23 protein-coding genes are annotated in these 24,764 nt (G+C 63.2%); 14 read left to right on the forward strand and 9 right to left on the reverse strand.

All coding sequences use genetic code 11. The annotated features are described in order from the left end of the window. Position 1: 1 nt before the first annotated feature. Positions 2–613, reverse strand: a complete 612-nt coding sequence (gene phnH / locus ASD12_RS28685) for a phosphonate C-P lyase system protein PhnH (RefSeq protein ID WP_056594841.1) — start codon at positions 611–613, stop codon at positions 2–4. Next, the gene (gene phnG / locus ASD12_RS28690) at positions 613–1,074 is read right to left on the reverse strand and encodes a phosphonate C-P lyase system protein PhnG (protein ID WP_056594843.1); all 462 of its coding nucleotides are present in this window, start codon (positions 1,072–1,074) and stop codon (positions 613–615) included. The genes phnH and phnG overlap by 1 nt, the downstream gene beginning before the upstream one ends. A gap of 132 nt (positions 1,075–1,206) precedes the next feature. Here phnG and phnF point away from each other — a divergent pair, with 132 nt between their 5' ends. Beyond that, on the forward strand, positions 1,207–1,956 hold the full coding sequence (gene phnF / locus ASD12_RS28695) for a phosphonate metabolism transcriptional regulator PhnF (RefSeq protein ID WP_056594846.1): 750 nt from the start codon (positions 1,207–1,209) through the stop codon (positions 1,954–1,956). Between the two features lie 154 nt (positions 1,957–2,110). Here the strand turns inward: phnF and ASD12_RS28700 are convergent, their stop codons facing one another. From ASD12_RS28700 to ASD12_RS28725, 6 genes are all read right to left on the reverse strand, one after another. Further along, entirely contained in the window at positions 2,111–3,130 is a 1,020-nt protein-coding gene (locus ASD12_RS28700; RefSeq protein ID WP_056594848.1) for a zinc-binding alcohol dehydrogenase family protein, read from the reverse strand. A 74-nt stretch (positions 3,131–3,204) separates the two neighbouring features. Further along, a complete protein-coding gene (locus ASD12_RS28705) occupies positions 3,205–4,170 on the reverse strand; it encodes an ABC transporter permease (RefSeq protein WP_056594850.1) in 966 nt (321 codons plus the stop codon). Continuing rightward, positions 4,167–5,720 carry a sugar ABC transporter ATP-binding protein gene (locus tag ASD12_RS28710; protein WP_056594852.1) on the reverse strand — a complete coding sequence of 518 codons (1,554 nt, stop codon included), beginning with the start codon at positions 5,718–5,720 and terminating at the stop codon, positions 4,167–4,169. The genes ASD12_RS28705 and ASD12_RS28710 overlap by 4 nt, the downstream gene beginning before the upstream one ends. 157 nt (positions 5,721–5,877) lie before the next feature. After that, entirely contained in the window at positions 5,878–6,870 is a 993-nt protein-coding gene (locus tag ASD12_RS28715; RefSeq protein WP_013529529.1) for an ABC transporter substrate-binding protein, read from the reverse strand. A gap of 338 nt (positions 6,871–7,208) precedes the next feature. Then, positions 7,209–8,207 (reverse strand): aldo/keto reductase, encoded by a 999-nt coding sequence (locus ASD12_RS28720; protein WP_056594859.1) that lies wholly within the window; start codon positions 8,205–8,207, stop codon positions 7,209–7,211. Positions 8,208–8,267: 60 nt separating this feature from the next. Next, a complete protein-coding gene (locus ASD12_RS28725) occupies positions 8,268–9,773 on the reverse strand; it encodes an altronate dehydratase family protein (RefSeq protein ID WP_056594861.1) in 1,506 nt (501 codons plus the stop codon). A 229-nt stretch (positions 9,774–10,002) separates the two neighbouring features. Between ASD12_RS28725 and ASD12_RS28730 the strand changes: the two genes are divergently transcribed. The 6 genes from ASD12_RS28730 to gndA all read left to right on the forward strand — a co-directional run bounded on the left by ASD12_RS28730 (position 10,003) and on the right by gndA (position 15,922). Continuing rightward, a complete protein-coding gene (locus ASD12_RS28730; RefSeq protein WP_056594862.1) occupies positions 10,003–10,905 on the forward strand; it encodes a GntR family transcriptional regulator in 903 nt (300 codons plus the stop codon). A gap of 193 nt (positions 10,906–11,098) precedes the next feature. Further along, positions 11,099–11,455 carry a DUF2946 family protein gene (locus tag ASD12_RS28735; protein ID WP_056595230.1) on the forward strand — a complete coding sequence of 119 codons (357 nt, stop codon included), beginning with the start codon at positions 11,099–11,101 and terminating at the stop codon, positions 11,453–11,455. A 97-nt stretch (positions 11,456–11,552) separates the two neighbouring features. After that, positions 11,553–12,092 (forward strand): copper chaperone PCu(A)C, encoded by a 540-nt coding sequence (locus ASD12_RS28740; RefSeq protein ID WP_056594865.1) that lies wholly within the window; start codon positions 11,553–11,555, stop codon positions 12,090–12,092. A gap of 41 nt (positions 12,093–12,133) precedes the next feature. After that, complete coding sequence (locus ASD12_RS28745) at positions 12,134–12,652, forward strand: YcnI family protein (RefSeq protein WP_056594867.1); 519 nt, start codon at positions 12,134–12,136, stop codon at positions 12,650–12,652. A 52-nt stretch (positions 12,653–12,704) separates the two neighbouring features. Then, a complete protein-coding gene (locus ASD12_RS28750; protein ID WP_056594869.1) occupies positions 12,705–14,342 on the forward strand; it encodes a copper resistance CopC/CopD family protein in 1,638 nt (545 codons plus the stop codon). A gap of 152 nt (positions 14,343–14,494) precedes the next feature. After that, positions 14,495–15,922 carry an NADP-dependent phosphogluconate dehydrogenase gene (gene gndA / locus ASD12_RS28755; protein ID WP_056594871.1) on the forward strand — a complete coding sequence of 476 codons (1,428 nt, stop codon included), beginning with the start codon at positions 14,495–14,497 and terminating at the stop codon, positions 15,920–15,922. A 24-nt stretch (positions 15,923–15,946) separates the two neighbouring features. Here the strand turns inward: gndA and ASD12_RS28760 are convergent, their stop codons facing one another. Next, positions 15,947–17,002 (reverse strand): LacI family DNA-binding transcriptional regulator, encoded by a 1,056-nt coding sequence (locus tag ASD12_RS28760; RefSeq protein WP_056594873.1) that lies wholly within the window; start codon positions 17,000–17,002, stop codon positions 15,947–15,949. A 395-nt stretch (positions 17,003–17,397) separates the two neighbouring features. On the opposite strand from ASD12_RS28760, the gene ASD12_RS28765 reads away from it, so the two are divergent. The 7 genes from ASD12_RS28765 (at position 17,398) to mgrA (ending at position 24,749) form a co-directional block, all read left to right on the forward strand. Further along, positions 17,398–18,636 (forward strand): ABC transporter substrate-binding protein, encoded by a 1,239-nt coding sequence (locus ASD12_RS28765; RefSeq protein WP_056594875.1) that lies wholly within the window; start codon positions 17,398–17,400, stop codon positions 18,634–18,636. Between the two features lie 81 nt (positions 18,637–18,717). Further along, the gene (locus tag ASD12_RS28770) at positions 18,718–19,611 is read left to right on the forward strand and encodes a sugar ABC transporter permease (RefSeq protein ID WP_056595232.1); all 894 of its coding nucleotides are present in this window, start codon (positions 18,718–18,720) and stop codon (positions 19,609–19,611) included. After that, positions 19,604–20,533, forward strand: coding sequence for a carbohydrate ABC transporter permease (locus ASD12_RS28775; protein ID WP_056594877.1), 930 nt, complete (start codon positions 19,604–19,606; stop codon positions 20,531–20,533). Before ASD12_RS28770 ends, ASD12_RS28775 begins: the two co-directional genes overlap by 8 nt. A 5-nt stretch (positions 20,534–20,538) precedes the next feature. After that, positions 20,539–21,639, forward strand: coding sequence for an ABC transporter ATP-binding protein (locus ASD12_RS28780; protein WP_082525749.1), 1,101 nt, complete (start codon positions 20,539–20,541; stop codon positions 21,637–21,639). A gap of 53 nt (positions 21,640–21,692) precedes the next feature. Next, positions 21,693–22,439 carry a sugar phosphate isomerase/epimerase gene (locus ASD12_RS28785; protein ID WP_056594882.1) on the forward strand — a complete coding sequence of 249 codons (747 nt, stop codon included), beginning with the start codon at positions 21,693–21,695 and terminating at the stop codon, positions 22,437–22,439. Between the two features lie 11 nt (positions 22,440–22,450). Continuing rightward, positions 22,451–23,593 carry a Gfo/Idh/MocA family oxidoreductase gene (locus ASD12_RS28790; protein WP_056594884.1) on the forward strand — a complete coding sequence of 381 codons (1,143 nt, stop codon included), beginning with the start codon at positions 22,451–22,453 and terminating at the stop codon, positions 23,591–23,593. A gap of 109 nt (positions 23,594–23,702) precedes the next feature. Beyond that, the gene (gene mgrA / locus ASD12_RS28795; RefSeq protein ID WP_056595234.1) at positions 23,703–24,749 is read left to right on the forward strand and encodes an L-glyceraldehyde 3-phosphate reductase; all 1,047 of its coding nucleotides are present in this window, start codon (positions 23,703–23,705) and stop codon (positions 24,747–24,749) included. The last annotated feature ends 15 nt before the right edge of the window (positions 24,750–24,764 follow it).

Below are 24,764 nucleotides of genomic sequence, written 5' to 3' on the forward strand. Positions count from 1 at the left end.
CTTACGCCTCCATCGTCTTGATGCGAGTCGTGCGCGGCAAGCAAGCAATGCCATCAGCGGTGGCGAGGATGATGTCGACGCCGCGCGGAAAGCGCTTGATATTCTGCTTCCACTGCTCGACGAAATGGCGCGGCATCTGCGCCGGCGCAATCGTGGCGCTGGTTTCGATGCCGGGACCTTCGAGCAACAGCGGCGTGCCGGAGACGAGATCGCTGACCTGCAGGATCAGCGTGGTCGAGCGGTCGGGGTAGTCCTGCGTGCCCTGTGAAAAGCCGTCCAACGACATCATCTCGGCCGGCGTGGCGATCAGAGCGAAATGCGCATCGGCTGGCGTGTTGGCCAATGGCGCGCCGGTGTGGAAACCAAGCCAGGATTTGATGGCAGTGGAAGCCTGCAAAGCAGGGTCGAGCCACAGCGGTGTGTCGTTGTCGCAAAGCGCCAGCGCGATGGCGCAGGCGCTTGCCGAGAGCGGCGCCGGCGGGCGGGCGAGGGCCGGCAGCGGCTGTACGCTGCCTGGCCGCGCCATCGCGTCCATGACCGCCCGGAACACGGTCTGGGCATTGAAGACCGGATCGGCGAAACCGCCTTCGATCGATTGCGCCGCAATGTCCATCAGTCTTCTCCGCGAACCATGGTGAAGAAATCCACCTTCGTTGCCGCCGTCTCGGCGCGGCGTTTTTCATGTGTCGCGGTCAGAGCCGACCGCAGGGGCGCTATCAGCCCGGTCTCGACTTTGGCGCGGTGGCCAGGGTCCTGCCACAGTGCGTCGGCGATGGCCGCCAGCTTCGCCTTCTGCTTGTCCCGGCCAAGGGCATAGCAATGGCCGACCTGTCCGGACGGCAGGCGGACCGTGGCGCGGGTGACGGTCGCCTCGCCGACATTGAAGGGCGCGCCGCCACCGCCGATGCGGCCGCGCAAGGTGACCAAGCCTGTCTCGGGGCCGCGCAGCAGTTCAGCGTCCGAAGGCAATCCGGCCTCGTTCCAGAACCGCACGATGTCGTCGCCGCTGGATTGCGCCAGCGTCGCCATGGCGGCCTTGCGTTCGACCTGGTCGCGGGCTTCCTGTCCTCGCATGAGCAATAATCCTTGTGGCTAAATTTGTCTATTGATATAGACAATTATACAAATTATACCTATTATCTAGCGCGTGTCCATGACGGGTGGATGACGGTAGAAGACCGCGCGCTAGAAGGCTGGGGGCAATCAATGGTCGGGCGGCTGGCAGCGGACAGCATCGAGCGGCGCAGCGGCGTTTCGCTGTGGCGGCAGATCGCCGACAAGATCCTGCATGCGATCGCCATCGGCGATTTCGCCGAAAATGCCCCGCTGCCGCCTGAGGTGGCACTGGCTGAGCGGTATGGCGTCAATCGCCACACGGTGCGCAGCGCCATAGCAGCGCTTGTGCAGGAAGGCGTGCTGCGGGCCGAGCAGGGACGCGGGACTTTCGTGCTGTCGCGCAAAAGGCTGTCCTATCCGATCGGCGCGCGCACACGCTTTTCGACAGGCCTGCAAGGGCAGACGACGGAAAGGCACATCGTCCTGCTCGCCTCGTCGGTCGAGCCGGCCAGCCAGCGCGTCGCCGAGGGCCTTGGCCTTGCCAGGGGGGCTGAGGTGATCCGTCTGGAAACACGTGGCGAAGCCGATGGACGGCCGGTGTCGCGCGCTGCCGGCTGGTTCGATGCCAGGCGCTTTGCCGGTATCGATGCCGCGATGGCTGAGACCGGCTCGATCACCGCGTCGCTGGCGCGGTTCGGCATAGACGACTATCTCAGGCAATCGACCGTGCTGTCGGCGCGCCATGCCGATGCGGCCGACCTTGCCGATCTCGATCTGCAGCCGGGCGCCATCGTGCTGGTCACCGTCGCCGTCAACGTCACGCCGGACGGCCAGCCGATCCAGTTTTCCGAGTCGCGCTTCCCAGCCGAGCGGGTGGAACTCAAATTGTCGGCGCTGTAGGGAGTGCCGGCCTTGTACGAGACCGTGATTATCTGACCCACGCTGATATCAGACCAACTCGGTCGCGCTCACTTGTCAGCGTCTTGGCGTTTGAGGGCCGCCTTCGACCTGCGCGGGGCGTCGTCAATTCGGGCCGGGTTCACCGCCTGCCATGTTATGACCCCACCTCGATCACAGCCTTGATCAGGCCGGATTTCTCATGCGCCCAGTGAGCGAGATCGCGCGGCGTGTCGGAGAGCGTGGTGCGGTGGGTGACGAGCTTGGCCATCGGCACGGCGCCGTTGCGGATCGAGGCGGCGACATGGTCGAAGTCGGCGCGTAGCGCGTTGCGGCTGCCGATCAATGTCATCTCGCGCTTGTGGAATTCCGGATCGGAAAAGCTGATGTCGTCCTTGACGACGCTGACCAGCACCAGTGTCCCGCCATGCGCGACATGGGCGAAGGCCGACTGCACCGACTGGGTGTTGCCGGTGGCGTCGAAGACCACATCGAAGCCTTCGCCTGATGTCGCCTCCCTGACCAGATCGGGTGCTGAGCCGCGTGAGCCGTCGAGGGTCTGGAAACCAAGCGCATTCGCGGCGAAGGCGAGCCTTTCGCTGCTCATGTCGAGCAGCATCACGTCGAGCCCGGCGATGCGGGCGAAGATGGCGGTGCCAAGCCCGATGGGGCCGGCACCGATGACCAGGGTGCGGGCGCGGGGATCGGCGCGGGCACGCCGCACGGCATGCGCGCCGATGGCCAGGAATTCGACGGCAGCGGCGTCGGCCAGCGACAGGCCGTTTGCCGGATAGAGATTTTGCGCCGGCACCAGGATGCGTTCGCACATGGCGCCGTCGCGATGCACGCCGAGCACCTCGATCCTGACGCAGCAATTCGGCTTGCCGTGCCGGCAGGCGACGCACTTGCCGCAGGAAAGATAGGGGTTGATGACGACCGGCTCGCCAACGGCCAGATCGACGCCTTCGCCGGTCTCGATGATCGTTCCAGACACCTCATGGCCCATGATGCGGGGATAGGCGAGGAACGGGTGCTTGCCCTCGAAAATGTGGTAGTCGGTGCCGCAGATGCCGACATGGCTGACCGCCACCAGCGCCCAGCCGGGAGGCGGTGAGTCCGGTGCGGGACGGTCTTCCAGGACAAGGTCGCCGGGCGAACGGCAGACAACGGCTTTCATGCTTCAATCCAGTCTGTAGTGAAAATCGCCGGCCCGGCAGTCATGTCGGGCCGGCGATTGATTGCGGGGTTGGCTCACTTGCCGCGGCGGCGCAGGCCATCGAAATAGACAATGATGATGATCAGCGCGCCGGTGATGATGCGCTGCCAGAACGAGTTGACGTTGAGCAGGTTGGCGCCGTTGTTGATGGTGGCCAGGATGAAGGCGCCAAGCAGCGGTCCGTGCACCGAGCCGACGGCGCCGAACAGCGAGGTGCCGCCGATGACCGACGAGGCGATCGCCTGCAGTTCCCAGCCCTCGGCCTGGGTCGGATTGCCGATGCCGATGCGGGCGGCCAGCAGCACGCCGACGAAGGCCGCGCACAGGCCCGACAGCGTGTAGGCCATGTAGATGGTGCGCTGGACGTTGACGCCGGACAGGCGCGAGGCCTCGGCGTTGGAGCCGACCGAAAACAGATACCGGCCCCAACGGCTATGATGCAAGAAGACGTAGGCCGGAATGCCGACCAGGATCACCATCCAGAACAGGTTGGGGATGCCGATAAAGGAATTGCGCGAGAACGCGGTGAAGGTGTCGCTGTTGATGTTGATCGAATTGCCGTTGGTGATCAAAAGGCCGATGCCGCGCAACGAGGTCAGCGTCGCCAGTGTGATGATGAAGGGAGGCAGGCCCATCTTGACGATGCCGAAGCCGTGGAACATGCCGATGGCAACTCCAACCAGCAGCGTCACCAGTATGGCGAGCCAGATGGGGAAGCCGGCATTGATCATCATGGCGACGACGACGGTGGCGAAGCCGACCACTGCGCCGACCGAGAGGTCGATGCCGCCGGTGATGATGACGAAGGTCTGACCGACCGCCATGATGGCGATCATCGAGCCCTGGCGCAAAAGATTGGCGATGTTGTTGCCCGAGGCGAAGCTTGTTGTGGCCAGGGAAAGCACGATCCACAGCAGCACCAGCAGCGCCAAAAGCGTCAGCCCAAACAGGACGTTGTAGTTGCGCTTCGGTTTTTCGACAGCAATCGCCTCGGTGCTCATATCTGTCCTCCCAGCCTTTCTTGTTTCTCGGCTAGCGCCTGCGTGAGAATGTCCTCGTGGCTGGSGGCGCGGAAACCGTGCGTCGCCACCAGTTTGCCGCGCCGGAACACATGCAGCGTGTCGGCGAGTTCGTAGACTTCCGGCAGATAGGACGAGATCAGGATGATGCCGGCGCCCTTCGACAACAGCGCGCCGAACAGGCGGTAGATCTCGGCCTTGGTGCCGACATCGACCCCGACCGTCGGCTCGTCGAAGATGAACAGCTTGGCGCCGTGGGCCAGCCATTTGCCGATGACGATCTTCTGCTGGTTACCGCCCGACAGGCTGGACGCCAGCGCGCCGCGTGTCGGCGTCTTGATGCGCAGATCGGCGATCTGGCGATCGGCCCGCGCCTTCTCCTGTGCGCCCGAAATCAGCAGATTGTTCGAGATGCGCTTGTAGATCGGCAAATTGAGGTTGAGGCCGACCGGCAGGTTGAGGCAAAGCCCCTGGTCGCGGCGGCTCTCCGGTGCCAGCGCCATGCCGAGCTTGATCGCGTCATGTTCGGACTTGACCTGAACATCCTTGCCTTCCCACAGAATCTGGCCGGCGGATTTGCGGTGGCGGCCGTAAAGCGTGGTGACGAACTCGCTGCGCCCGGCGCCGATCAGGCCATAAAGCCCGACGATCTCGCCGGCGCGAACCGTCATCGAGACATCCTCGAAGCCCTTGCCGGACAGGTTCCTCGCCTCGATGATCGCGGCACCCGGCGTGAAATGCTCCTTGTGGTAGACCTGCTCGATCGAGCGGTTGATCATCATCTTGACCAGTTCCGCATCGTTGGTCTCCGCGATGTTGCGGGTGCCGACCAGCGTGCCGTCACGCAGCACGGAAACACGGTCGGCGAGTTCGAACACTTCCTCCATGCGATGGCTGATGTAGATGATCGTCACGCCTTCGCCCTTCAGCCGGCGGATCAGGGTGAAAAGCTGGTCGGCCTCCTTGCGGGTGAGGTAGGCGGTCGGCTCGTCGAAGATCAGGAATTTGGTGCCGCGCACGGTGGCGCGGGCGGCTGCAATCAGCTGTTGCTGGCCGATGGTGAGGTCGCCCAGCGTGACATGCGCCGGCAAGTCGAAGCCGAGATCGTCGATGATCTTCTGCGCTTGCCTGACCATGGCGCGCTGCTGCAGGATGCCGAAGCGCGAATTCTCCTCGCCGAGGAACATGTTGGCGGCGACCGTCAGGTGACGGCACAGCACGACCTCCTGGTGCACGGCATTGATGCCGAGCGCCATCGCCTCATGCGGCGTCGCCAAGGCAGCCGGCTGGCCCTCCCAGATAACCTCTCCGGAGGTGCGCGGCATCACGCCGGTCAAAAGCTTGATGAGCGTGGATTTGCCGGCGCCGTTCTCGCCGACGATGGCGTGGATCTCGCCGGATTTGAAAGCAAGATTGACCGGCTTCAGCGCGTGCGTGCCGGGATAGCGCTTCTCCAGCCCGCGTAGTTCGAGGATAGTCCGCCCCGATTCCAGCACGGGTGCCGGATGCAGTTCCTGCGCCGTCGAAATCATGACAATCCTCCCAGATTGGCCGCACGATTGGCACGCGGCGAGGCAAGGATATGCCTCGAAAACAGCCTAGCTTAAGCTTGTGGATTGCCAAGCCGTTTGTGCTGGCAGCTTAGTCTCCGGGGCGCGGTGCCCCGGAGACGGTTTCGGATGCGACGGCTTAAAGCTTCGGGTTGAGCAGCGCGTCGATCTTGGGGTCCTTCATGTTGTCCTTGGTCACCAGATTGGCGCCGGTGTCTACATTGGCCTCGACCTTTTCGCCCTTCGAGGCGGCAAGCGCGGTCTTGATGCCGTCATAGCCCATCCGGTACGGATCCTGGACGACGAGCGCGGAAATGACGCCGTCGTTGAGGAACTTGATCAGCTTCTCGTCGCTGTCGAAACCGACCAGCGCCAGTTTGCCGCCAAGGTTGTTTTCGGCGACAGCCTGACCGACGCCCTGCGCCATGATCAGGTTGGAGGCGAAGATGCCCTTGAGGTTCGGGTTGGCGGTGATCAGGTCGGTGGCGATGTTGAGGCCGGTGGTGGCCTGGCCATCGGCATATTTGTCGGCAACCAGCTTGAGGCCCGGATATTTGGCGGCCAGCTGTTCGGTGAAGCCCTGCTTGCGCTGCTCGAGCGAGCCGGCGCCCGGAGCGTTGGTGATCAGGGCGACGTCGCCCTCGATCTTGCCGCCGTTTGCGGCGCCGATGGCGGCCGCGAGGCCGTCGGCAGCGACGCGACCGCCCTGCACATTGTCGGTGGTCAGGAACGAGGTGAAGGCCTTGGAGTCGGCGCCGGAATCGATGCCGATAACCTTGACCTTGGCAGCGGCTTCATCGATCGGCTTGCCAAGCGCCTTGAACTCGGTCGGCGCAATGACGATCGCCGCCGGGTTGCTGGCAACGGCATTCTCGAGGATCGAGACCTGGCCGTTGACGTCGGTTTCAGCCTGGGCGCCGAGTTCCGGCACGTTGACGCCGAGATCCTTGCCGGCCTTGCGGGCGCCGGCCAGAACGATCTGCCAGTAGAAGGACGTGGTGTCCTTGACGATGATCGGAATGGTCACGTCCGCCGCCGAAACCGGCGCCGAATGCATGACGCCGGCGAGCATCGAAGCTGCTGCCAGCGCCATGACGGCACGGCGGTTGAGAATGCTGGTCACGAATTTCATGAGGTTCCTCCCTAAGTCGCCCGGTGAACGTTACGGAAGCTCCGTCCGGATAGGCGTGGCCCAAACAGAACTTTATCAATAAAAAACAGTTGCCTTGTTTTGATAGTGCATCGATCCAGCCGATGCAAGCGGTGTTTGACGCCAGTCCTGCCGAGGTCTGGGCAGGGGAAGATCGTGCGCCGCTACTCCCGTGCCGTCGTCAAACGCTCCCGTTCCCGTTCCGCGAGCATACGGAATATTAATTCCACAAATCAGTCAATATGGAATGTTCATTCTTTCTGTGGGATCGCAAGAATGTGAAGTCTGGGTCACCGTTCACCGCGGGGTGGATACGCGTTTCACGCCAGCTCCTGCACCAGCGTGTAGGGGCGATATTTGGCGTATTCCGTCTCCGGCACGTCGATGTCGAGCAGTTCGAGGTTGCGCGTCAGGTTTGCCAGCTTGGCGGTGCCGGTCAGCACGGTGGCGACCGCGGGTTCATGCAAGGGGAACTGGAACGCAGCCGCCGCCAGCGGATAGCCGCCCTCGGCGGCGATCCGCTCCATCGCACCGACGCGGTCGAGCACGTCATGGCTGGCAGGACGGTAGTCGAAATGCGCGCCTTGTACCGGCCCGGTCGCCAGGATGCCGGAGTTGAAGACGCCGCCGATGACCAAGGACGTCTGTTGCGCGCTGCATAGCGGCAGCAACTCCGCTTCGGCGCTGCGGTCGAGCAGCGAATAGCGGCTGGCAAGCAGGATGCAGTCGAGTGGCGCCTCGCGCATCACGTCGAGACAAATCTGCACCTCGTTGACGCCGAGCCCATAAGCGGAAATGACGCCGGACCGTTTCAACTCTTCGAGCGCCTTGAGGCCGCCATCCATCAGCTCGCGAAAGTGCAGCTTGGTCTTCTCGACACCGTGTGTGTAGACGCCGATGTCGTGGACAAACAGGATGTCTATCCTGTTTAGGCCAAGCCGCGCATAGCTGAACTCGACCGATCGCATGATGCCGTCATAGGAATAGTCGTAGTCGAGCGCGAAGGGTAGCGGATCGACATAGGAGTGATCGGGAACCTGATCGTCCGGTACCGGGCGGAACAGGCGGCCGACCTTGGTGGAAAGCACATAGGAATCGCGCGGCTTGTAGCGCAGGAAGTCGCCGAAGCGGCGCTCCGACAGGCCGAAACCGTAGAAGGGTGCGGTGTCGAAATAGCGCAGGCCGGCTTCCCAGGCGCCCTGCAGCGTCTCCATCGCCGCTTCGCGAGAACAAGCGCGGTAGAGACCGCCGATCGCGGCACCGCCGAAGCTGACCTCGGTGACCTCGAGCGCCGTCCTGCCAATGCGGCGTTTTTGCATGTAAACCTCCCCGGTGCCGGCCGTTGCACGGCTCGGCAGTCTACTCGATATCCGTACAATCTAGAGCGTTGCGCCAAGATGCCAGGGCACGAACTCGTTGTCGCCGTAGCCGAAATCCTCACTCTTGGTCTTGCGGCCGGAAGCCGTCTCGACGATCAGTTCGAAGATCTCGCGGCCCATGCCGGCGATGGTCTTTTCACCGGAGGCGATGACGCCGCAATTGACGTCCATGTCCTCTTCCATCTGGTGATACATGGTCGAGTTGGTGGCGACCTTGATTGATGGCGTCGGACGGCACCCAAAGCAGGAGCCGCGGCCGGTGGTGAAGACGATGACGTTGGCGCCGCCCGCCACCTGGCCGGTGGCCGAGACCGGGTCGTAGCCGGGCGTGTCCATGAACACCAGGCCACTGCCAGTGACTTTTTCGGCGTAGCCGAAGACACCGTTGAGCGGCGTCTGGCCGCCCTTGGCGACCGCGCCGAGCGACTTCTCCAGGATGGTGGTGAGGCCGCCGCGTTTGTTGCCGGGCGAGGGGTTGTTGTCGATCGAGGCGCCATGCTTGGTGACGTGCTCCTCCCACCACTTCACGAAGCCGTCGAGCTTCTGCGCGATCTCCGGCGTTGCCGCGCGGTAGGCAAGCAGATGTTCGGCACCATAGATTTCCGTCGTCTCGGAGAGGATGCCGATGCCGCCGACGCCGGCCAGGATATCGACAGCCGCGCCCAGCGCCGGATTGGCTGTAATGCCCGACATGCCGTCGGAGCCGCCGCATTGCAGGCCGACGACGATCTCGCTGACCGGGATCGGCTCACGCTTCAACTGGCCGACTTCCTCCGCGATCTCAGCCAGCACGCCCATCGCCTTTTCCACCGATTTGCGCGAACCGCCGGCGTCCTGGATGTTGAAGTGGCGTTTGCCGGCAGCGACGCCCTTCTGGCCGTAGAGGGTGAGCTGGTTGACCTCGCAGCCGAGCCCGACCATCAGCACACCGCCGAAATTCGGGTGGCGGGCATAGCCGGCAAGCGTGCGGTGCAGCACCATCATGCCGTCGCCGGTGCCGCTCATGCCGCAGCCCTGGCCGTGCACGATCGGCACGAAGCCGTCGATGCCGGGATATTTGGGCAGCAGCGTCCGGTTGGCGGTGTCGGCGATGGAACGGCAGACGGTCGCCGAGCAGTTGACGCTGGCGACGATGCCGATGAAATTGCGCGTGCCGGCGCGGCCATCGGCGCGGCGATAGCCCATGAAGGTGCGGGCGCGGTCGGCCTCCGTCGCGTGCTCGGCCTCGCTCGGCGGCACGACCGGCAAGCGGCCGGATTCGAAAACCAGATTGTGCGAATGAACGTGCTCGCCAGCTGCAATATCCTGCGTCGCGCGACCGATCGCCTGGGCGTATTTGACCACGGCTTCGCCGGCGGCGATCGGCTTGATCGCCACCTTGTGGCCGGGCTCGATCAGCGCGCTGGCGACGGCACCGCCCGGCAGCGCGGTGCCGATCTCGATGCGGCCGTTGGCGACTGCCACGTTGTCGGCGGGGGACAGAAGAATGCAGTTGGAGGGGTTCACGGGCGGTTTCCTGGGTGATCCTGGGATGCGCGGGCGGATTGACACGCGCCTGTTTAGAGATAATGTCTTTTATCGTGAAAAAACAGTTTTGCGTCAATTGTTTTTTCGTGGGGAGTTCCGCATGTCCTTGGGGTTGTTCCGCGAGGCGATTTCGCTTTTCAGGGTCATGGGAACGTCATATTGCGCTTCAAACCGGCCGCCGCAAGCGACGGCGTGCAACGGGTCAGGAATGTCGAAGAGCAACAACGTCTACAAGGATGCCTATAATCGCTGCCTGCGGCTGCTCGACGAAACGCGCAGCCTGCCTTCGGAGCCGGAACTGGGTACTCTGCTTGGCGTCAGCCGCACCACGGTGCGTACCATTCTCGCGCGCATGGAAGAGACCGGGCTGATCGCCTGGAACAAGCGTGCCAAGACGGTGCTGCGCGAACCGCATCCGGATGATTTCTTCCCCGAGGAAGAGACCGACACGCTCGCCGAGATAATCGAGCGGTCGTTCATGCGCAGGCTGCTCGCCGGCGGCGCCGAAGCCGGCATGCAGATCAACGAACTCGAACTGGCGCGCGAGATCGGCGTCGGCACCACCAGCGTGCGCGAGTTCCTGATCCGCTTCTCCCGTTTCGGCTTGATCGAGAAGCGCCGCAACAGCCATTGGGTGCTGAAGGGTTTTACGCGCGCCTTCGCGCTGGAGTTGACCGAAATCCGCGAAATGTTCGAACTTCGCTCGGCAGCCGCCTTTGCCGCATTGCCACAGGACAGCGCGGTGTGGACCGATCTCGACCGCCTGGAAGACGAGCATCGCCAGTTGGCAAGCGAGATCGTCACCCGCTTCAACGAATTCTCCGAGCTGGACGAGCGCTTCCATCGGCTCATCCACCGGGCATCGCATAACCGCTTCATCGTCGATTTCTACGATGTCATTGCCATGATCTTCCACTACCACTACCAGTGGAACAAGGCGCAGGAACGCGAGCGCAACGAAGTCGCGATCGGTGAGCATCTGGTCTATATCGACGCGCTGAAATCGCGCGACCTAGGCAAGGTCGACGCCGCCTGCCGCAAGCACCTGAAGTCGGCGCGCCAGACATTGCTGACCTCGATCCCGGAAAGCCGGTTGCCACAAAAATCCTGAGCCGCGTCGCGGCTCGGATTTTTGTTTCATGCATGTCGTTATCCCAAAATCGCCGCGCATTTTTGGGCGACATGCATCGTGCCGCGTTGCCGCAGCGGCGATTTGGCGATTTTCCACCCGCCAGCCCCGTGCTAGGTATGGGGCGTTGCTGCGAAGAGGCAGGGCTTTGGGCGTATCGAGAAGACGGTGGAGCATACCGGTCGCGCTTGTCGCGGCCTATCTACTGTTGCTCCAGTCGACACTTGGTGCCTTCGCCTTCGGCTCCGGTCCTAACGCGTCGCAGCTCGATGCCTTTGGCAACGTCATCTGTACCCACGAAGGCGCAACCCGGCTTCCCGGCGGGAACCAGCCGCCGTCCCACCTGCCCGCATGCTGCGTGCTCGGCTGCAGCATGTTTTCGCCGGCCTTTGCGCCGCCGGCGGATGCCGACCTGGCGCTGGCCAGTCTTTCCTATGAAACGGTCGCCTTTGTCTTCCCGGCGGCCATCCATCTCGACTTCGCGCGTGAGCGCTCGCCGTCGAACCCGCGCGCGCCGCCGGTGACGGCCTGAGCCTAGTTGCCCGGCGGAACCTTTCGTGGGCGTACCCATCCAAAGATCAAACTGCTCGCGGCCGGCAACGGCGCGACCATCACTTCATGGAGCAACCATGTCCCATTCTTTCCGTATAGCGGCGAGCGATATGCCCGGCCGCATTCTGTCACGCTTCGAACAGCGTCTTGGCGTTGCCGTGCTGGCTCTTGTGCTGTCGTTCGTCGGCGCCCAGTCCGTCTTTGCGCATGAGTTCAAGGTTGGCGATCTCGAGATCGGCCACCCCTGGTCGCGTGCCACGCCGGCCGGCGCCAAGGTGGCCGGCGGCTATTTCACCATCACCAACAACGGCAGCGCGCCGGACCGGCTGGTGTCGATTTCCTCCGATGTTTCTGAAAAGGCCGAGCTGCATGAGATGGGCGTCAAGGACGGCGTCATGACCATGCGTCCGGTTGCCGGCGGCCTCGAAATTCCGGCTGGCGGCAAGGTCGCCCTTGCACCTGGCGGCTATCATCTGATGTTCATCGGCCTGAAGCGGCAACCCAAGCAGGGTGAAGAGTTTTCCGCCACACTGACCTTCGAGAAGGCCGGCGCCGTCAGCGTCGATTTCGCTGTCGAAGGCATGGGTGGTGGCGCCATGGACGACCACGCCAATTGATCGCGCCAGCTAGACAAATTTTGAAGATCTGAGGGACCATCATGAACAAGTATCTTCTGGCGGCCGCAGCACTTTTCGTGCTCGGGACAAATGCCGCCTTAGCGCATATCACGCTCGAAACCCAGGAAGCGGCCGTCGGCTCGACCTACAAGGCGGTTCTGCGTGTGCCGCACGGCTGCGACGGCAAGGCGACGACTGCCGTGCGCGTGCAGATCCCGGAAGGGGTGATCGCGGTGAAGCCGATGCCGAAGCCGGGTTGGACGCTGCAGGCCAAGAAGGGCAAGTACGACAAATCCTACCAACTCTATGGTCAGGCGGTGACCGATGGGGTCAAGGAAGTCGACTGGAGCGGCGGCAGCCTGCCGGATGAATTCTATGACGAGTTCGTCTTCCGCGCGACGCTGACGGGGGACCTCCCGGTGGGCCAAAGACTTTACTTCCCGGTGGTGCAGGAATGCGATGGCACTGCCGATCGCTGGATCGAGATCCCGGCAGTCGGTCAGGATGAGGACGCGCTGGAAAACCCGGCGCCCGGCATCAAGCTGTTGCCGAAGAAATGATCGTTCGGGCGGCGCGCTCTCAAAAGCGCGCCGCTATTCTCCTGGTGGTGGCATGAGCACGACGTCCTTCCTGCAGACGGTTTCCATGACCGGCCAACGCGCCGGCCGGCTTGTCGTCGGCCTGTTGGCCATGATCGTGTTTCTTGCCAGCATTGCCGTGCCAGATCAGGCCTTTGCCCATGCCGCGCTGATCAAGACCGATCCGGCCGACGGCGCGGTGCTGGAACAGGGGCCGGCACAGTTCTCGCTGACCTTCAGCGAGCCGGTGTCGCCATTGGTGCTGACCTTGGTGAAGCCCGACGGCACGCCGGTTCCGCTGACCGCCTTCCGGCTCAGCGACCAGACGGTCGAGATCGACAATCCGCAGCCGCTCAAATCCGGCACGCATGTCTTGAGCTGGCGTGTCATCTCTGCTGACGGTCATCCCGTCGGCGGATCGCTGCTGTTTTCCATCGGCTCGCCCAGCGCGCCGCCTGCCGTGTCCGAGGCCATCGACTGGCAGCTGCGGTCCGCGATCTGGCTCGGCAAGGTCCTTCTCTACATCGGCCTTTTCCTCGGCGTCGGCGGCGCCTTCGCTCTCGCTTGGCTGGCCGGGGACGGACAGGCTGGCCGGCGTTTCGTCGTCGCTGCAATCCTGAGCGGTCTGGTCCCGGCACCCTTGTCGGTCGGCTTGCAGGGGCTGGACGCACTCGGGGCGCCGCTATCGCATCTGGCGCAGGCGGTCATCTGGCGGACCGGGCTCGGCACCAGTTTCGGCTGGACGGTGCTGGTCGCCCTGATCGCCATGGGGCTTAGCCTGCTGTCGCTGGCCGGCCCCCGCGCCACCGCCAAACCATTTGCGGTGGCCGGGCTGGCCGGGGTGGGGATTGCCCTTGCCGCCAGCGGCCATGCCAGTGCCGCCGAACCGCAATGGCTGACACGGCCGATGGTGTTCCTGCACGGCGTCGGCATCGCCTTCTGGGCCGGCGCGCTGGTGCCTCTCGGTCTGGCGCTGAAGGGGCAATCGGCGGAGGCCGCGCCATTCCTGCGGCGGTTTTCTCGCATGATCCTGCCCGTGGTGGCCGTGCTTGCCGCTGCTGGCATCGTGCTTGCCGTCATACAGGTGCAGACACCCGAGGCATTGGTCGACACCGCCTATGGCCGGCTGCTGCTGATCAAGCTGGGGTTGCTGGTCTTTCTGTTCACGCTCGCCGCCGTCAATCGCTGGAAACTCACCGCATCGGCCGAGGCCGGATCGACGGAGGTGCAACACAGGCTCTCCCGTTCGATCGGTGTCGAATTGCTGATCGTGTTGGCCATCTTTGGCGTTGCCGCGGGCTGGCGCTTCACACCGCCGCCACGGGCCTTGGCGATCGCGGCCGCCCAACCGGTCTCGGTCCATATCCACGCGCTGCAAGCGATGGCGGATCTCAGCATCACCCCCGGCCATGCCGGAACGGTTGCCGCCTCGATGATCATCATGAGCGGCGATTTCGGCCCGCTCGACGCCAAGGAGGTGACGCTGGTGCTGTCGAAGCCCGATTCCGGCATCGAGCCGCTGACGCGCGCTGCGACCAAGCCCGGCGACGGCAGCTGGCGTGTCGACAACCTCGTCATCCCGGTGCCTGGCAGATGGACGGTGCGCATCGATATCCTGGTCTCGGACTTCGAGATGGTGAAGATCGAAGCGCCAGTCGACATCAGGCCCTGACCGGCCGATGTGATGCCGTCGTCGAAGAGGCTGCAACTGCGGGCGGCTGCAACACAATTCGGAGAGGCGGTTGACGCGGGCTCGAAGGCCCGTCAATCATCCGCGCAAATCGCGAGCTCGAACCAACAAGATCCGAAAGCAGGGAAGAAACGATGGAAAAAGCCGAAATCGGCCTGATCGGCCTTGGCACGATGGGCTCCAACCTAGCGCTCAATATCGCCGAGCACGGGCATCGTATCGCCGTCTTCAACCGCACCAAGGCGCGCACCGACGCTTTCGTCGAGAATGCCGGCGCGCTCAGGGATATGGTCGTGCCCTGCTACAGCCTGGAAGAGCTCGCCGCCGCGATCCGGCCGCCGCGTCCGATCATCATCATGGTGCTGGCCGGCAAACCGGTCGATGAACAGATCGCGGCGCTACGCGGCGTGCTGTCGGCCAACGACATCGTCATCGATGCCGGCAACGCCAATTTTCGCGATACGATGCGGCGCTTCTCCGAGCTTTCCGGCTCGGGTCTCACCTTCATCGGCATGGGCGTGTCCGGTGGCGAGGAGGGCGCGCGCCACGGCCCGTCGATCATGGTCGGCGGGACGGAGGAGAGCTGGAAGCGCGTCGAGAAGGTGCTGACCGCGATCTCGGCCAAGTTCAAGGACGAGCCCTGTGCGGCGTGGCTCGGTACCGACGGCGCCGGGCATTTCGTCAAAACCATCCACAACGGCATCGAATATGCCGACATGCAGATGATCGCCGAGATCTACGGTATTCTGCGCGACGGGCTCGGCATGGGCCCGAAAGAGATCGGCGCAGTGTTTGCCAACTGGAACAAGGGCCGGCTCAATTCCTACCTGATCGAGATCACCGCCAAGGTGCTGGCATCAGACGATCCGAAGACCGGCAAGCCGGTGGTCGACATCATCCTCGACCGCGCCGGCCAGAAGGGCACCGGCAAATGGTCGGTCATCGAGGCGCAGCAGCTCGGCATCCCGGCCACCGCGATCGAGGCGGCGGTGGCGGCGCGCGTTCTGTCGTCGATCAAGGACGAGCGGCTGGCGGCGGAAAAAGCCTATGGCAATATCGGCGTGACGAAGATTTCCGGCGACAAAGACGCGTTGCTGCATGATCTCGAACTGGCGCTGTTCGCCGGCAAGATCGCTGCTTATGCACAGGGTTTTGCGGTGATGAGCGGCGCCTCCAAGGAGTTCAACTGGAGCCTGCCGATGCCGACCATCGCCAGGATCTGGCGCGCCGGCTGCATCATCCGTTCGCAGATGCTCGACACCATGGCGGAGGCCTTCAGCAAGGGCGGCGCCTCAACCAACCTTCTGATGGCGCCGGCCTTCATCGCGTTGATGCAGGAGGCGCATCCTTCGCTGAGGCGCATCGTGGCAAGGGCATCAGAGGCCGGCTCACCGGTGCCGGCGCTGTCTTCCGCGCTTGCCTATTTCGACAGCTACCGCCAGGGCCGCGGCACTTCGAACCTAATCCAGGCGCAACGCGACTTCTTCGGCGCGCACGGTTTCGAACGCATCGATGAATCCGGTGCGTTCCATGGGCCATGGGGAAGTGGCGCGGCTGGCTAGTAAAGCCAGCCCATGAGCCATGCTTTAAGCGAGCAATGGCTGGGTTAATGCCTGGACGCCGCTGGCCACGACCAGGCTCTGCAGAGAGCCCGGCGCGGCGCCGCCAATCCATCCGAGCACCGAGCGGGCAAGGTCGGAGCCGGCCAGCCGGAAGTTCTCGTTGACGACGAGCAATTCCGGCCGGAACAGGTGCAGCAGGTCCGACGACTGCTTGGACACCACATCGACGTCGCGGCCGAGCTTGAGGCCGGCATCCTCGATGCCGGCAACGATGGCCAGTGTCGCGGCGGCAGCGCTGCTGACGAAGCCGTCCGGCCTGACGTCGCGGCGCATCACCTGCGCGGTCCTCATCCTGATCTGCTCGATCGTATGATCGATCGAAACGGTGTTGAACGGGATTTCGTTGGCGTCGACCTCGCTCAGTGCGTCGGCAAAGCCGTTCAGCGTATGGCCGTAATAGGTCAGCCCGGGCGGCGGCGACAGAAGCGCCAGCCTGCGCCGGCCCATGCTCGCCAGCCGGCGCACGGCTTCCATCGCGAAAGCATGGTTGTCGAAGTCATGATAGGGATGAACGAGACCCATGTCGGTGCGCCCATGCGTGGCAAAGGGCATGCCGTGCTCCAGCATGTAGCGGGCGCGCGGATCGTTCGGCTGGGTGCGCGAGATGATGACGCCGTCGGCCGAACCGGTCTCGACGAGATAGCGGATCGGCTCCATCGGATCCTGAGAGCGAGAATAGGGCGTGACGATCAGGTGATAGGGCGTTTCGGCGAGCACTTCCGAAACGCCGTAGATGATGTCCGAGACGAAGCTCATGATCTCGCGATCGGTGTTGAGCACGAGGCTGATGACATTGGTTCTGCCTGTGCGCAGGCGTACGCCGGCGCGGTTCGGTCGGTAGCCGATCTGTTTGGCGACGAGCTGGACGCGACGCCTGGTCTCGGCGCCGATTTCCGGGGCATCCTTCAAGGCGCGCGACACGGTGGTCACGCCGAGCCCGGTCATGAAGGCAAGCGTCTTCAACGTCGGCCGCCCTTGTGCCGATGTCTCCTCGTTCTTGTCCGTACGCTGTCTGTCCATTCATCCCGCCCGTCAGGCGCATAGCAGCCGCAAGCCGGGCCGGCAATCGCCACCATTGCGATACGATCTGCGCTCCAGCCTCGGCAAAATCTCAATATACTGAAACGTTACAGATGCCAATATCGCCACCGCGAAGCGCCCCAGTCCGTGATTTTGGCGAGGGGTCTCGCGGCCAACAGGGCCGTGCAACCAAACGCGACCTGGCAGGGTTTCTTGCGCTGCAGCGTGATTTCGCATCGCAACAATGATGTCCGTGCCATGCTTGCCAGTTTTTGAGCAAGGAATTTGTTCGCGCCTCGAAAAAATATCGGACCGCCTTTGCCCGAGGGGTTGCGCAGCCCGCGCAATTGCCGTATCGAAAATCTGTAACGTTTCAGATTCTGGGAGGAGCCGAAATGCGATACAAACTTTTGACCGCTGCGCTGGCAGCAACGGCTGCGCTGCAATTTGCCGGGCCGGCCGCCGCGACGGACCTGGAAGTCACCCATTGGTGGACGTCGGGCGGCGAGGCGGCGGCGGTTGCGGAACTTGCCAAGGCATTCGATGCGACCGGCAATCACTGGGTGGACGGCGCCATTGCCGGCTCCGGCGGCACGGCGCGGCCGATCATGATCAGTCGCATCACCGGTGGCGATCCGATGGGCGCCACGCAATTCAACCATGGCCGGCAGGCGGAAGAGCTGGTGCAGGCCGGCCTGATGCGCGACCTCACTGACGTCGCCACCAAGGGCAAGTGGACGGAAGTCGTCCGGCCGAAGAGCTTGCTCGACAGCTGCACCATCGACGGCAAGATCTATTGCGTGCCCGTCAACATCCATTCCTGGCAGTGGCTGTGGCTGTCCAACGAGGCCTTCGAGAAGGCCGGCGTGCCGATGCCGAAGGACTGGAATGAATTCGTGGCGGCAGCGCCCGCGCTGGAAAAGGCCGGCATCATTCCGCTCGCCGTCGGCGGACAGGCCTGGCAGTCCTCCGGAGCCTTCGACGTGCTGCTTGCGGCAGTGGGCGGCACGGATACGTTCCTCAAGGTCTACAAGGACAAGGACGCCAAGTTCGCCGCCGGGCCCGAAGTCGCCAAGGTCTTCAAGGCCGCGGACGATGCCCGCAAGATGGCGAAGAACACCAATGTGCAGGACTGGAACCAGGCGACCAACCTGGTCATCACCGGCAAGGCCGGCGGCCAGATCATGGGCGACTGGGCGCAAGGCGAATTCCAGGTTGCCGGCAAGACCGCGGGCAAGGATTATACCTGCCTGCCGGGCCTTGGGCTTAACGAAGTCATCGCCACCGGCGGCGACGCCTTCTACTTCCCGGTGCTCAAGGATGCCGACAAATCCAAGGCGCAGGATGTGCTGGCCGAGACGCTGCTCGATCCCAAGACGCAGGTCGCCTTCAACCTCAAGAAGGGTTCCCTGCCGGTGCGCGGCGACGTCGATCTCAATGCGGCGAACGACTGCATGAAGAAGGGCCTCGCCATCCTCGCCAAGGGCGCCGTCATACCGTGGACGGACCAGCTGCTTTCGCAGGACACCCAAAAGCAGAAGGAAGATCTCTTCGCCGAGTTCTTCGCCAAGCCGGAACTGACCGTCGAAGAGGCGCAGAAGCGCTTCGCCGACCTCATCGCTTCGGCAGACTGACGTTGGAGACAACCCACCTTGCTCCCGGCCTTGCGAATGCAGGGCCGGGAACGCACCGCCCTTACCCAGCCGGCTGACGAGATGAGCAAGAGCGAACGTCCCAACCCGCTGTTCCGCAACCTCAATGCGAAGGTCGCGTCGATCCCGATGATCCTCACGGCAGTGGTGGTTTTCGTCGGCGGCACCCTTTGGACGGTGCTCTACTCCTTCACCAATTCGAAGCTCTTGCCGCGGCTGAATTTCGTCGGGCTCGACCAGTATTACCGGCTGTGGGCAACGCCGCGCTGGCTGATCTCGATCGAGAATCTATTGATCTACGGCGCGATCTCGCTGGTGTTCTCACTGGTCATCGGCTTCCTCCTTGCCGCGCTGCTCGACCAGAAGATCCGCTTCGAGGACACGTTCCGCACCATCTTCCTCTATCCTTTCGCGCTTTCCTTCATCGTCACCGGCCTGGTCTGGCAATGGCTGCTCAATCCCGATTTCGGCATCCAGCACGTGGTGCGGGACCTCGGCTGGACAAGCTTCAGCTTCGACCCGCTCTACAATTCCAGCATCGTCATCTACGGCATATCGATCGCGGCACTGTGGCAAGGCACAGGGCTCATCATGTGCCTGATGCTGGCCGGCTTGCGCGGCATCGACGAGGACATCTGGAAGGCGGCGCGGGTGGATGGGATTCCGATGTGGAAGACCTATCTGTTCATCGTCATTCCGATGATGCGGCCGGTCTTCATCACCACGCTCGTCATCATCGCGTCGGGTATCGTCAAGGTCTATGACCTCGTCGTGGCCCAGACCAGCGGCGGCCCGGGCATCGCCTCCGAAGTGCCGGCCAAATATGTCTATGACTATATGTTCTTCGCCCAGAATCTGGGCCAGGGTTTTGCCGCCTCGACCATGATGCTGCTCTCGGTGGTGATCGTCATCGTGCCTTGGGCCTATCTCGAATTCGGAGGCAGGAAACGTGTCTGACAAAGCCGTTTCCATTGCCGCTGAGGCCAACAGGCTCAATGCGTCGGGCCCGCACGGGCCGAGGCCGCGGCACACCCTCTCGCGCCGCAACATCTTCCTCTATGGCACGCTGATCGTGATGGCGGTCTACTACCTTCTGCCGCTCTACGTGATGGTCGTCACGTCGCTCAAGGGCATGCCCGAGATACGGCTTGGCAACATCTTCTCGCCGCCGCTCGAAATCACCTTCGAGCCATGGGTCAAGGCGTGGTCGTCGGCCTGCACCGGCCTCAACTGCGACGGGCTTTCGCGCGGCTTCTGGAATTCGGTGCGCATCACCGTGCCGTCGGTGCTGCTGTCGATCGCCATCGCCTCGGTCAACGGTTACGCGCTGGCCAATTGGCGCTTCAAGGGCGCCGATACGTTTTTCATCATCCTGATCGTCGGCGCCTTCATTCCCTACCAGGTGATGATCTATCCGATCGTCATCATCCTGCGCGAGATCGGCCTCTATGGCAGTCTCAGCGGCCTGGTGATCGTCCATTCCATTTTCGGCATGCCGATCCTGACGCTGCTGTTCCGCAATTATTTCTCCTCGATGCCGGAAGAGCTGTTTCGGGCGGCGCGTGTCGACGGCGCCGGCTTCTGGGGCATCTTCCTGCGCATCATGATGCCGATGTCGCTGCCGATCTTCGTCGTCGCCATCATCCTGCAAGTGACCGGCATCTGGAACGATTTCCTGTTTGGCGTCGTCTACACCCGCCCCGACACCTATCCGATGACGGTGCAGCTCAACAACATCGTCAACTCGGTGCAAGGCGTGAAGGAGTACAACGTCAACATGGCCGCCACCATCCTGACCGGGCTTGTGCCGCTCATCGTCTACTTCATTTCCGGTAAGCTTTTCGTGCGCGGCATCGCCGCCGGTGCGGTGAAGGGGTGATGGCGATGACGGCAGCCAACGGCACCAGTGTTTCGATCCAGGATCTGTCTCTCAATTTCGGCGCGATTTCGGTGCTGCAGACCCTCAATCTCGATGTTGCCGAGGGCGAGTTCATCGTGCTGCTCGGCCCCTCCGGCTGCGGCAAGTCGACTTTGCTCAACTGCATTGCCGGCCTGCTCGACATCTCCGAAGGCTGCATCTTCATCAAAGGCAAGAACGTCACCTGGGAAGAGCCCAAGGACCGTGGCATCGGCATGGTGTTCCAGTCCTACGCGCTCTATCCGCAAATGACGGTGGAGAAGAACCTGTCCTTCGGCCTGCGCGTTGCCGGCATACCCAAGGACGAGATCGCCAAGCGGATCGCGCGGGCGGCCGAAATCCTGCAGATCGAGCCGCTGCTGCAGCGCAAGCCGGCGGCATTGTCCGGCGGCCAGCGCCAGCGCGTGGCGATCGGACGAGCGCTGGTGCGCGACGTCGACGTCTTCCTGTTCGACGAGCCGCTGTCCAATCTCGATGCCAAGCTGCGCGCCGAACTGCGCGTCGAGATCAAGCTGCTGCATCGCAAGCTGCAGAACACCATGATCTACGTCACCCACGACCAGATCGAGGCGATGACGCTGGCCGATCGCATCGCGGTGATGAAGGGCGGCGTCATCCAGCAGCTCGATGCGCCGCAGACCATCTATAACAGACCGGTCAACCGCTTCGTCGCCGGCTTCCTCGGCTCACCCGCGATGAATTTCATTGATGGAGAGCTGCAGGCTGGCGCTGGGCCAGTGTTCAAGACCGATGGTGTTGTGGTGCCGCTCGACCGCTACGCCTTCGACGGCACGGTCCGTCCGACCGGTGCTTGCGTGCTCGGTATCCGGCCCGAACACATAGCCTTTGGCGACGCGGCAAGGTCGATGCCGTTTTCCGCCAGCGGTTCCGTCGAGATCGTCGAGCCGATGGGCTCGGACACGCTGGTGTGGACGAAGCTCGGCGGCCGCAACCTCTCCTTCCGTGTCGAGGCGGAAAGGACGCTGCGCACTGGCGACCCGATCCAGATCGGTTTCGATCCGGTGCGCGCCTCGCTGTTCGACGCCGCGACCGGCAATCGCCTGTAACGCTCTGAGAATCATCCCCCAAAACCTACCACCAAGCAAAACGGACAGAGACGATGAACTGGTCATTCCAACTTTACAGCGCCCGCAATTTCCTGCCCTGGGAAGGGGTGCTCGCCACGCTCGGCAAGCTCGGCTACACCCAGGTCGAAGGCTTCGGCGGTGTCTATGACGATCCCAAGGCCTTTCGCACTGAACTCGACAAGAACGGCCTCGCCATGCCGACCGGGCATTTTTCGATCGACGCGCTCGAGAACGATTTTGACGGCGTGCGCAGAACAGCCGACACACTCGGCATCACGCTGCTCATCTGTCCTTTCCTGATGCCCGACCAGCGGCCATCCGACGCCGCCGGCTGGCGCGGCTTTGGTGAGCGTCTGGCAAAGGTCGGCGCCGCCGCGAAAAAGGCCGGCTACGGCTTTGCCTGGCACAACCATGATTTCGAGTTCAAGAAACTTGCCGACGGGTCGGTGCCGCAGGATCTCATCCTGTCCTCCGCGCCCGACATCAGCTGGGAGATGGACGTCGCCTGGGTGGTGCGCGGCGGCGACGATCCGCTGCCGTGGATCGAGAAATATGGCAAGCGTATCAGCGCCGTCCATGTCAAGGACATGGCCAAGCCCGGTGAGGGGCTGGACGAGGACGGTTGGTCGGATGTCGGCCATGGCACCATCGACTGGGCCGGCCTGATCAAGGCGCTGCGCGCCAAGAGTGCTGCCCAATACTACGTCATGGAACAGGACAACCCCAACGACATCGAGCGCTTCGCCCGCCGATCGATCGCAGCCGTCAAGGCCTACTAGGAGCAATCAGCATGGCAAAGAAACTTGGCATCGGCGTCATCGGCTGCGGCAACATCTCGAAGGCGTATTTTTCGCTGGCGCCGCTGTTTCGCGGCATCGAGATGCGCGCCTGCGCCGACATCAACATGGAGGCGGCCAAGGCGCGGGCGAAGGAGTTCAAGCTGCGCGCCGAAACCGTCGAAGACCTGCTCAAGGCCGACGACATCGACATCATCGTCAACCTGACCATCCCGGCGGTGCACTACGAGGTATCGAAGCAGATCCTCGACGCCGGCAAGCACGTCTATTCGGAAAAGCCGTTCGTGCTGTCGGTCAAGGAAGGCCAGGATCTCAAGGCGCGGGCGGAGAAGAAGGGGCTGCGCATCGGCTCGGCGCCCGACACGTTCCTCGGCGGTGCGCACCAACTGGTCCGTGAGCTGATCGATGAGGGGAAACTCGGCAAGATCACCAGCGGCACCTGCCACGTGATGGGCCACGGCATGGAGCACTGGCACCCCAATCCGGACTTCTTCTTCCAGCCAGGGGCAGGCCCGGTGCTCGACATCGGACCGTATTACATCACCAATCTGATCCAGCTGATCGGGCCGGTGAAACAGGTCGCGGCCTTCGCGACGACGCCGGCCAAGGAGCGCACGATCAGCTCAAAGCCGCGTGCGGGTGAGAAGATACCGGTCAACACGCCGACGACCATCCATGGCCTGCTGGAGTTCGAGAATGGCGCCGTAGTGACGCTCAACACCAGCTGGGACGTCTGGGCTCACGGCCACGCGCCGATGGAACTCTATGGCGAGACGGGCACGGTGTTCGTGCCGGATCCGAATTTCTTCGGCGGCGATGTGCGCTTCACGCAAGACAGCAAGCCGGTCAAGAAGCTGCCGAAATGGAAGCACCCGTTCGGCGTTCCCAACGAAATGCATGGACAAGGCATGATGGCCAACTACCGCACATCAGGCCTCGCCGACATGGCGGTGGCGATCACGGAAGGCCGCCCGCACCGCTGCTCGATGGAGCTGGCGCTGCATGCCGTCGACGTGATGACCGGCCTGTTGCGCTCCGGCGAAACCGGCAAGTTCGTCGCCATGCAGACCACCTGCGAACGGCCGGCCGCACTGGGCGTCAAGGAAGCCAAGGATCTCTTGGCGAAGAAGAAGTAGACACCTCAACCCTCTCCCCGTTCCGACGGGGAGAGGGTAAGGGTGAGGGGCGGAGCCCACTCGCCGCGCTGACGCGATGCCTGGCTCGCTTCCATTTGAGGATTTTCCGATGCCCTATAGTCCCGCCGAAAACCGCTACGAGAAAATGATCTACAATCGCTGTGGCCGCTCCGGCCTGAAGCTGCCGGCGATCTCGCTGGGGCTGTGGCACAATTTCGGCAACGACACGCCGCACAAGACCAAGCAGGCGATCGCGCGCAAGGCCTTCGATCTTGGCATCACGCATTTCGACCTCGCCAACAATTACGGTCCGCCGCCCGGCTCGGCCGAGACCGCTTTTGGCGAGATCCTGCGCACCGACTTCGCCGCCTACCGCGACGAACTGATCATCTCGACCAAGGCCGGCTACGAGATGTGGGCCGGTCCCTACGGCGAATGGGGCGGGCGCAAATACATGCTGGCCAGCCTCGACCAGAGCCTGAGGCGGATGGGTCTCGACTATGTCGACATCTTCTATTCGCACCGTTTCGATCCCGACACGCCGCTGGAAGAAACCATGGGCGCGCTCGACCATGCCGTGCGCTCGGGCAAGGCGCTCTATGCCGGCATCTCGTCCTACAATTCGCAGCGCACGCGCGAGGCCGCCGATATCTTGAAGCAGCTTGGCACGCCTTGCGTCATTCACCAGCCGAGCTATTCGATGCTGAACCGCTGGGTCGAGGAAGACGGCCTGCTCGACACGCTCGAAGGGCTCGGCGTCGGCTCCATCGTGTTCTCGCCGCTGGCGCAAGGCATGCTCACCAACAAGTATCTCGGCGGCATTCCCGACGGCAGCCGTGCTTCCCAGGGCAAGTCGCTGAAGACAGCGTTTATCAACGACAAGACCATCGCCAACATCAAGGCGCTCGACGCCATCGCCGGCAAGCGCGGGCAGACGCTGGCGCAGATGGCGCTGGCCTGGGTGCTGCGCAGGGGCAGGGTGACCTCGGCGCTGATAGGCGCCAGCCGGCCGGAGCAGGTCGAGGACTGCGTTGGCGCGCTCAAGGTGCTCGACTTCAGCGATACCGAACTCGCCGAGATCGACACCTATGCGCGCGAGTCCGACATCAATCTGTGGGCGGCTTCGGCTGAACGCAAAGGTCCGCCAAGGAAATAAGCCCTGTCGATAAGC

This window comes from Mesorhizobium sp. Root102 (genome assembly GCF_001425625.1).
In the GTDB taxonomy this organism is placed as follows: Bacteria; Pseudomonadota; Alphaproteobacteria; order Rhizobiales; family Rhizobiaceae; genus Mesorhizobium.

What these genes read in the sequence shown, in the direction of transcription:
- ASD12_RS28760 (WP_056594873.1), bottom strand. Translation starts at nt 17,002, where the DNA reads ATGGACAGACAGCGTACGGACAAGAACGAGGAGACATCGGCACAAGGG.
- ASD12_RS28730 (WP_056594862.1), top strand. Translation starts at nt 10,003, where the DNA reads ATGTCGAAGAGCAACAACGTCTACAAGGATGCCTATAATCGCTGCCTG.
- phnG (WP_056594843.1), bottom strand. Translation starts at nt 1,074, where the DNA reads ATGCGAGGACAGGAAGCCCGCGACCAGGTCGAACGCAAGGCCGCCATG.
- ASD12_RS28720 (WP_056594859.1), bottom strand. Translation starts at nt 8,207, where the DNA reads ATGCAAAAACGCCGCATTGGCAGGACGGCGCTCGAGGTCACCGAGGTC.
- ASD12_RS28790 (WP_056594884.1), top strand. Translation starts at nt 22,451, where the DNA reads ATGGCAAAGAAACTTGGCATCGGCGTCATCGGCTGCGGCAACATCTCG.
- ASD12_RS28740 (WP_056594865.1), top strand. Translation starts at nt 11,553, where the DNA reads ATGTCCCATTCTTTCCGTATAGCGGCGAGCGATATGCCCGGCCGCATT.
- ASD12_RS28745 (WP_056594867.1), top strand. Translation starts at nt 12,134, where the DNA reads ATGAACAAGTATCTTCTGGCGGCCGCAGCACTTTTCGTGCTCGGGACA.
- ASD12_RS28765 (WP_056594875.1), top strand. Translation starts at nt 17,398, where the DNA reads ATGCGATACAAACTTTTGACCGCTGCGCTGGCAGCAACGGCTGCGCTG.
- phnF (WP_056594846.1), top strand. Translation starts at nt 1,207, where the DNA reads ATGGTCGGGCGGCTGGCAGCGGACAGCATCGAGCGGCGCAGCGGCGTT.
- phnH (WP_056594841.1), bottom strand. Translation starts at nt 613, where the DNA reads ATGGACATTGCGGCGCAATCGATCGAAGGCGGTTTCGCCGATCCGGTC.
- ASD12_RS28780 (WP_082525749.1), top strand. Translation starts at nt 20,539, where the DNA reads ATGACGGCAGCCAACGGCACCAGTGTTTCGATCCAGGATCTGTCTCTC.
- mgrA (WP_056595234.1), top strand. Translation starts at nt 23,703, where the DNA reads ATGCCCTATAGTCCCGCCGAAAACCGCTACGAGAAAATGATCTACAAT.
- gndA (WP_056594871.1), top strand. Translation starts at nt 14,495, where the DNA reads ATGGAAAAAGCCGAAATCGGCCTGATCGGCCTTGGCACGATGGGCTCC.
- ASD12_RS28705 (WP_056594850.1), bottom strand. Translation starts at nt 4,170, where the DNA reads ATGAGCACCGAGGCGATTGCTGTCGAAAAACCGAAGCGCAACTACAAC.
- ASD12_RS28750 (WP_056594869.1), top strand. Translation starts at nt 12,705, where the DNA reads ATGAGCACGACGTCCTTCCTGCAGACGGTTTCCATGACCGGCCAACGC.
- ASD12_RS28770 (WP_056595232.1), top strand. Translation starts at nt 18,718, where the DNA reads ATGAGCAAGAGCGAACGTCCCAACCCGCTGTTCCGCAACCTCAATGCG.
- ASD12_RS28700 (WP_056594848.1), bottom strand. Translation starts at nt 3,130, where the DNA reads ATGAAAGCCGTTGTCTGCCGTTCGCCCGGCGACCTTGTCCTGGAAGAC.
- ASD12_RS28715 (WP_013529529.1), bottom strand. Translation starts at nt 6,870, where the DNA reads ATGAAATTCGTGACCAGCATTCTCAACCGCCGTGCCGTCATGGCGCTG.
- ASD12_RS28785 (WP_056594882.1), top strand. Translation starts at nt 21,693, where the DNA reads ATGAACTGGTCATTCCAACTTTACAGCGCCCGCAATTTCCTGCCCTGG.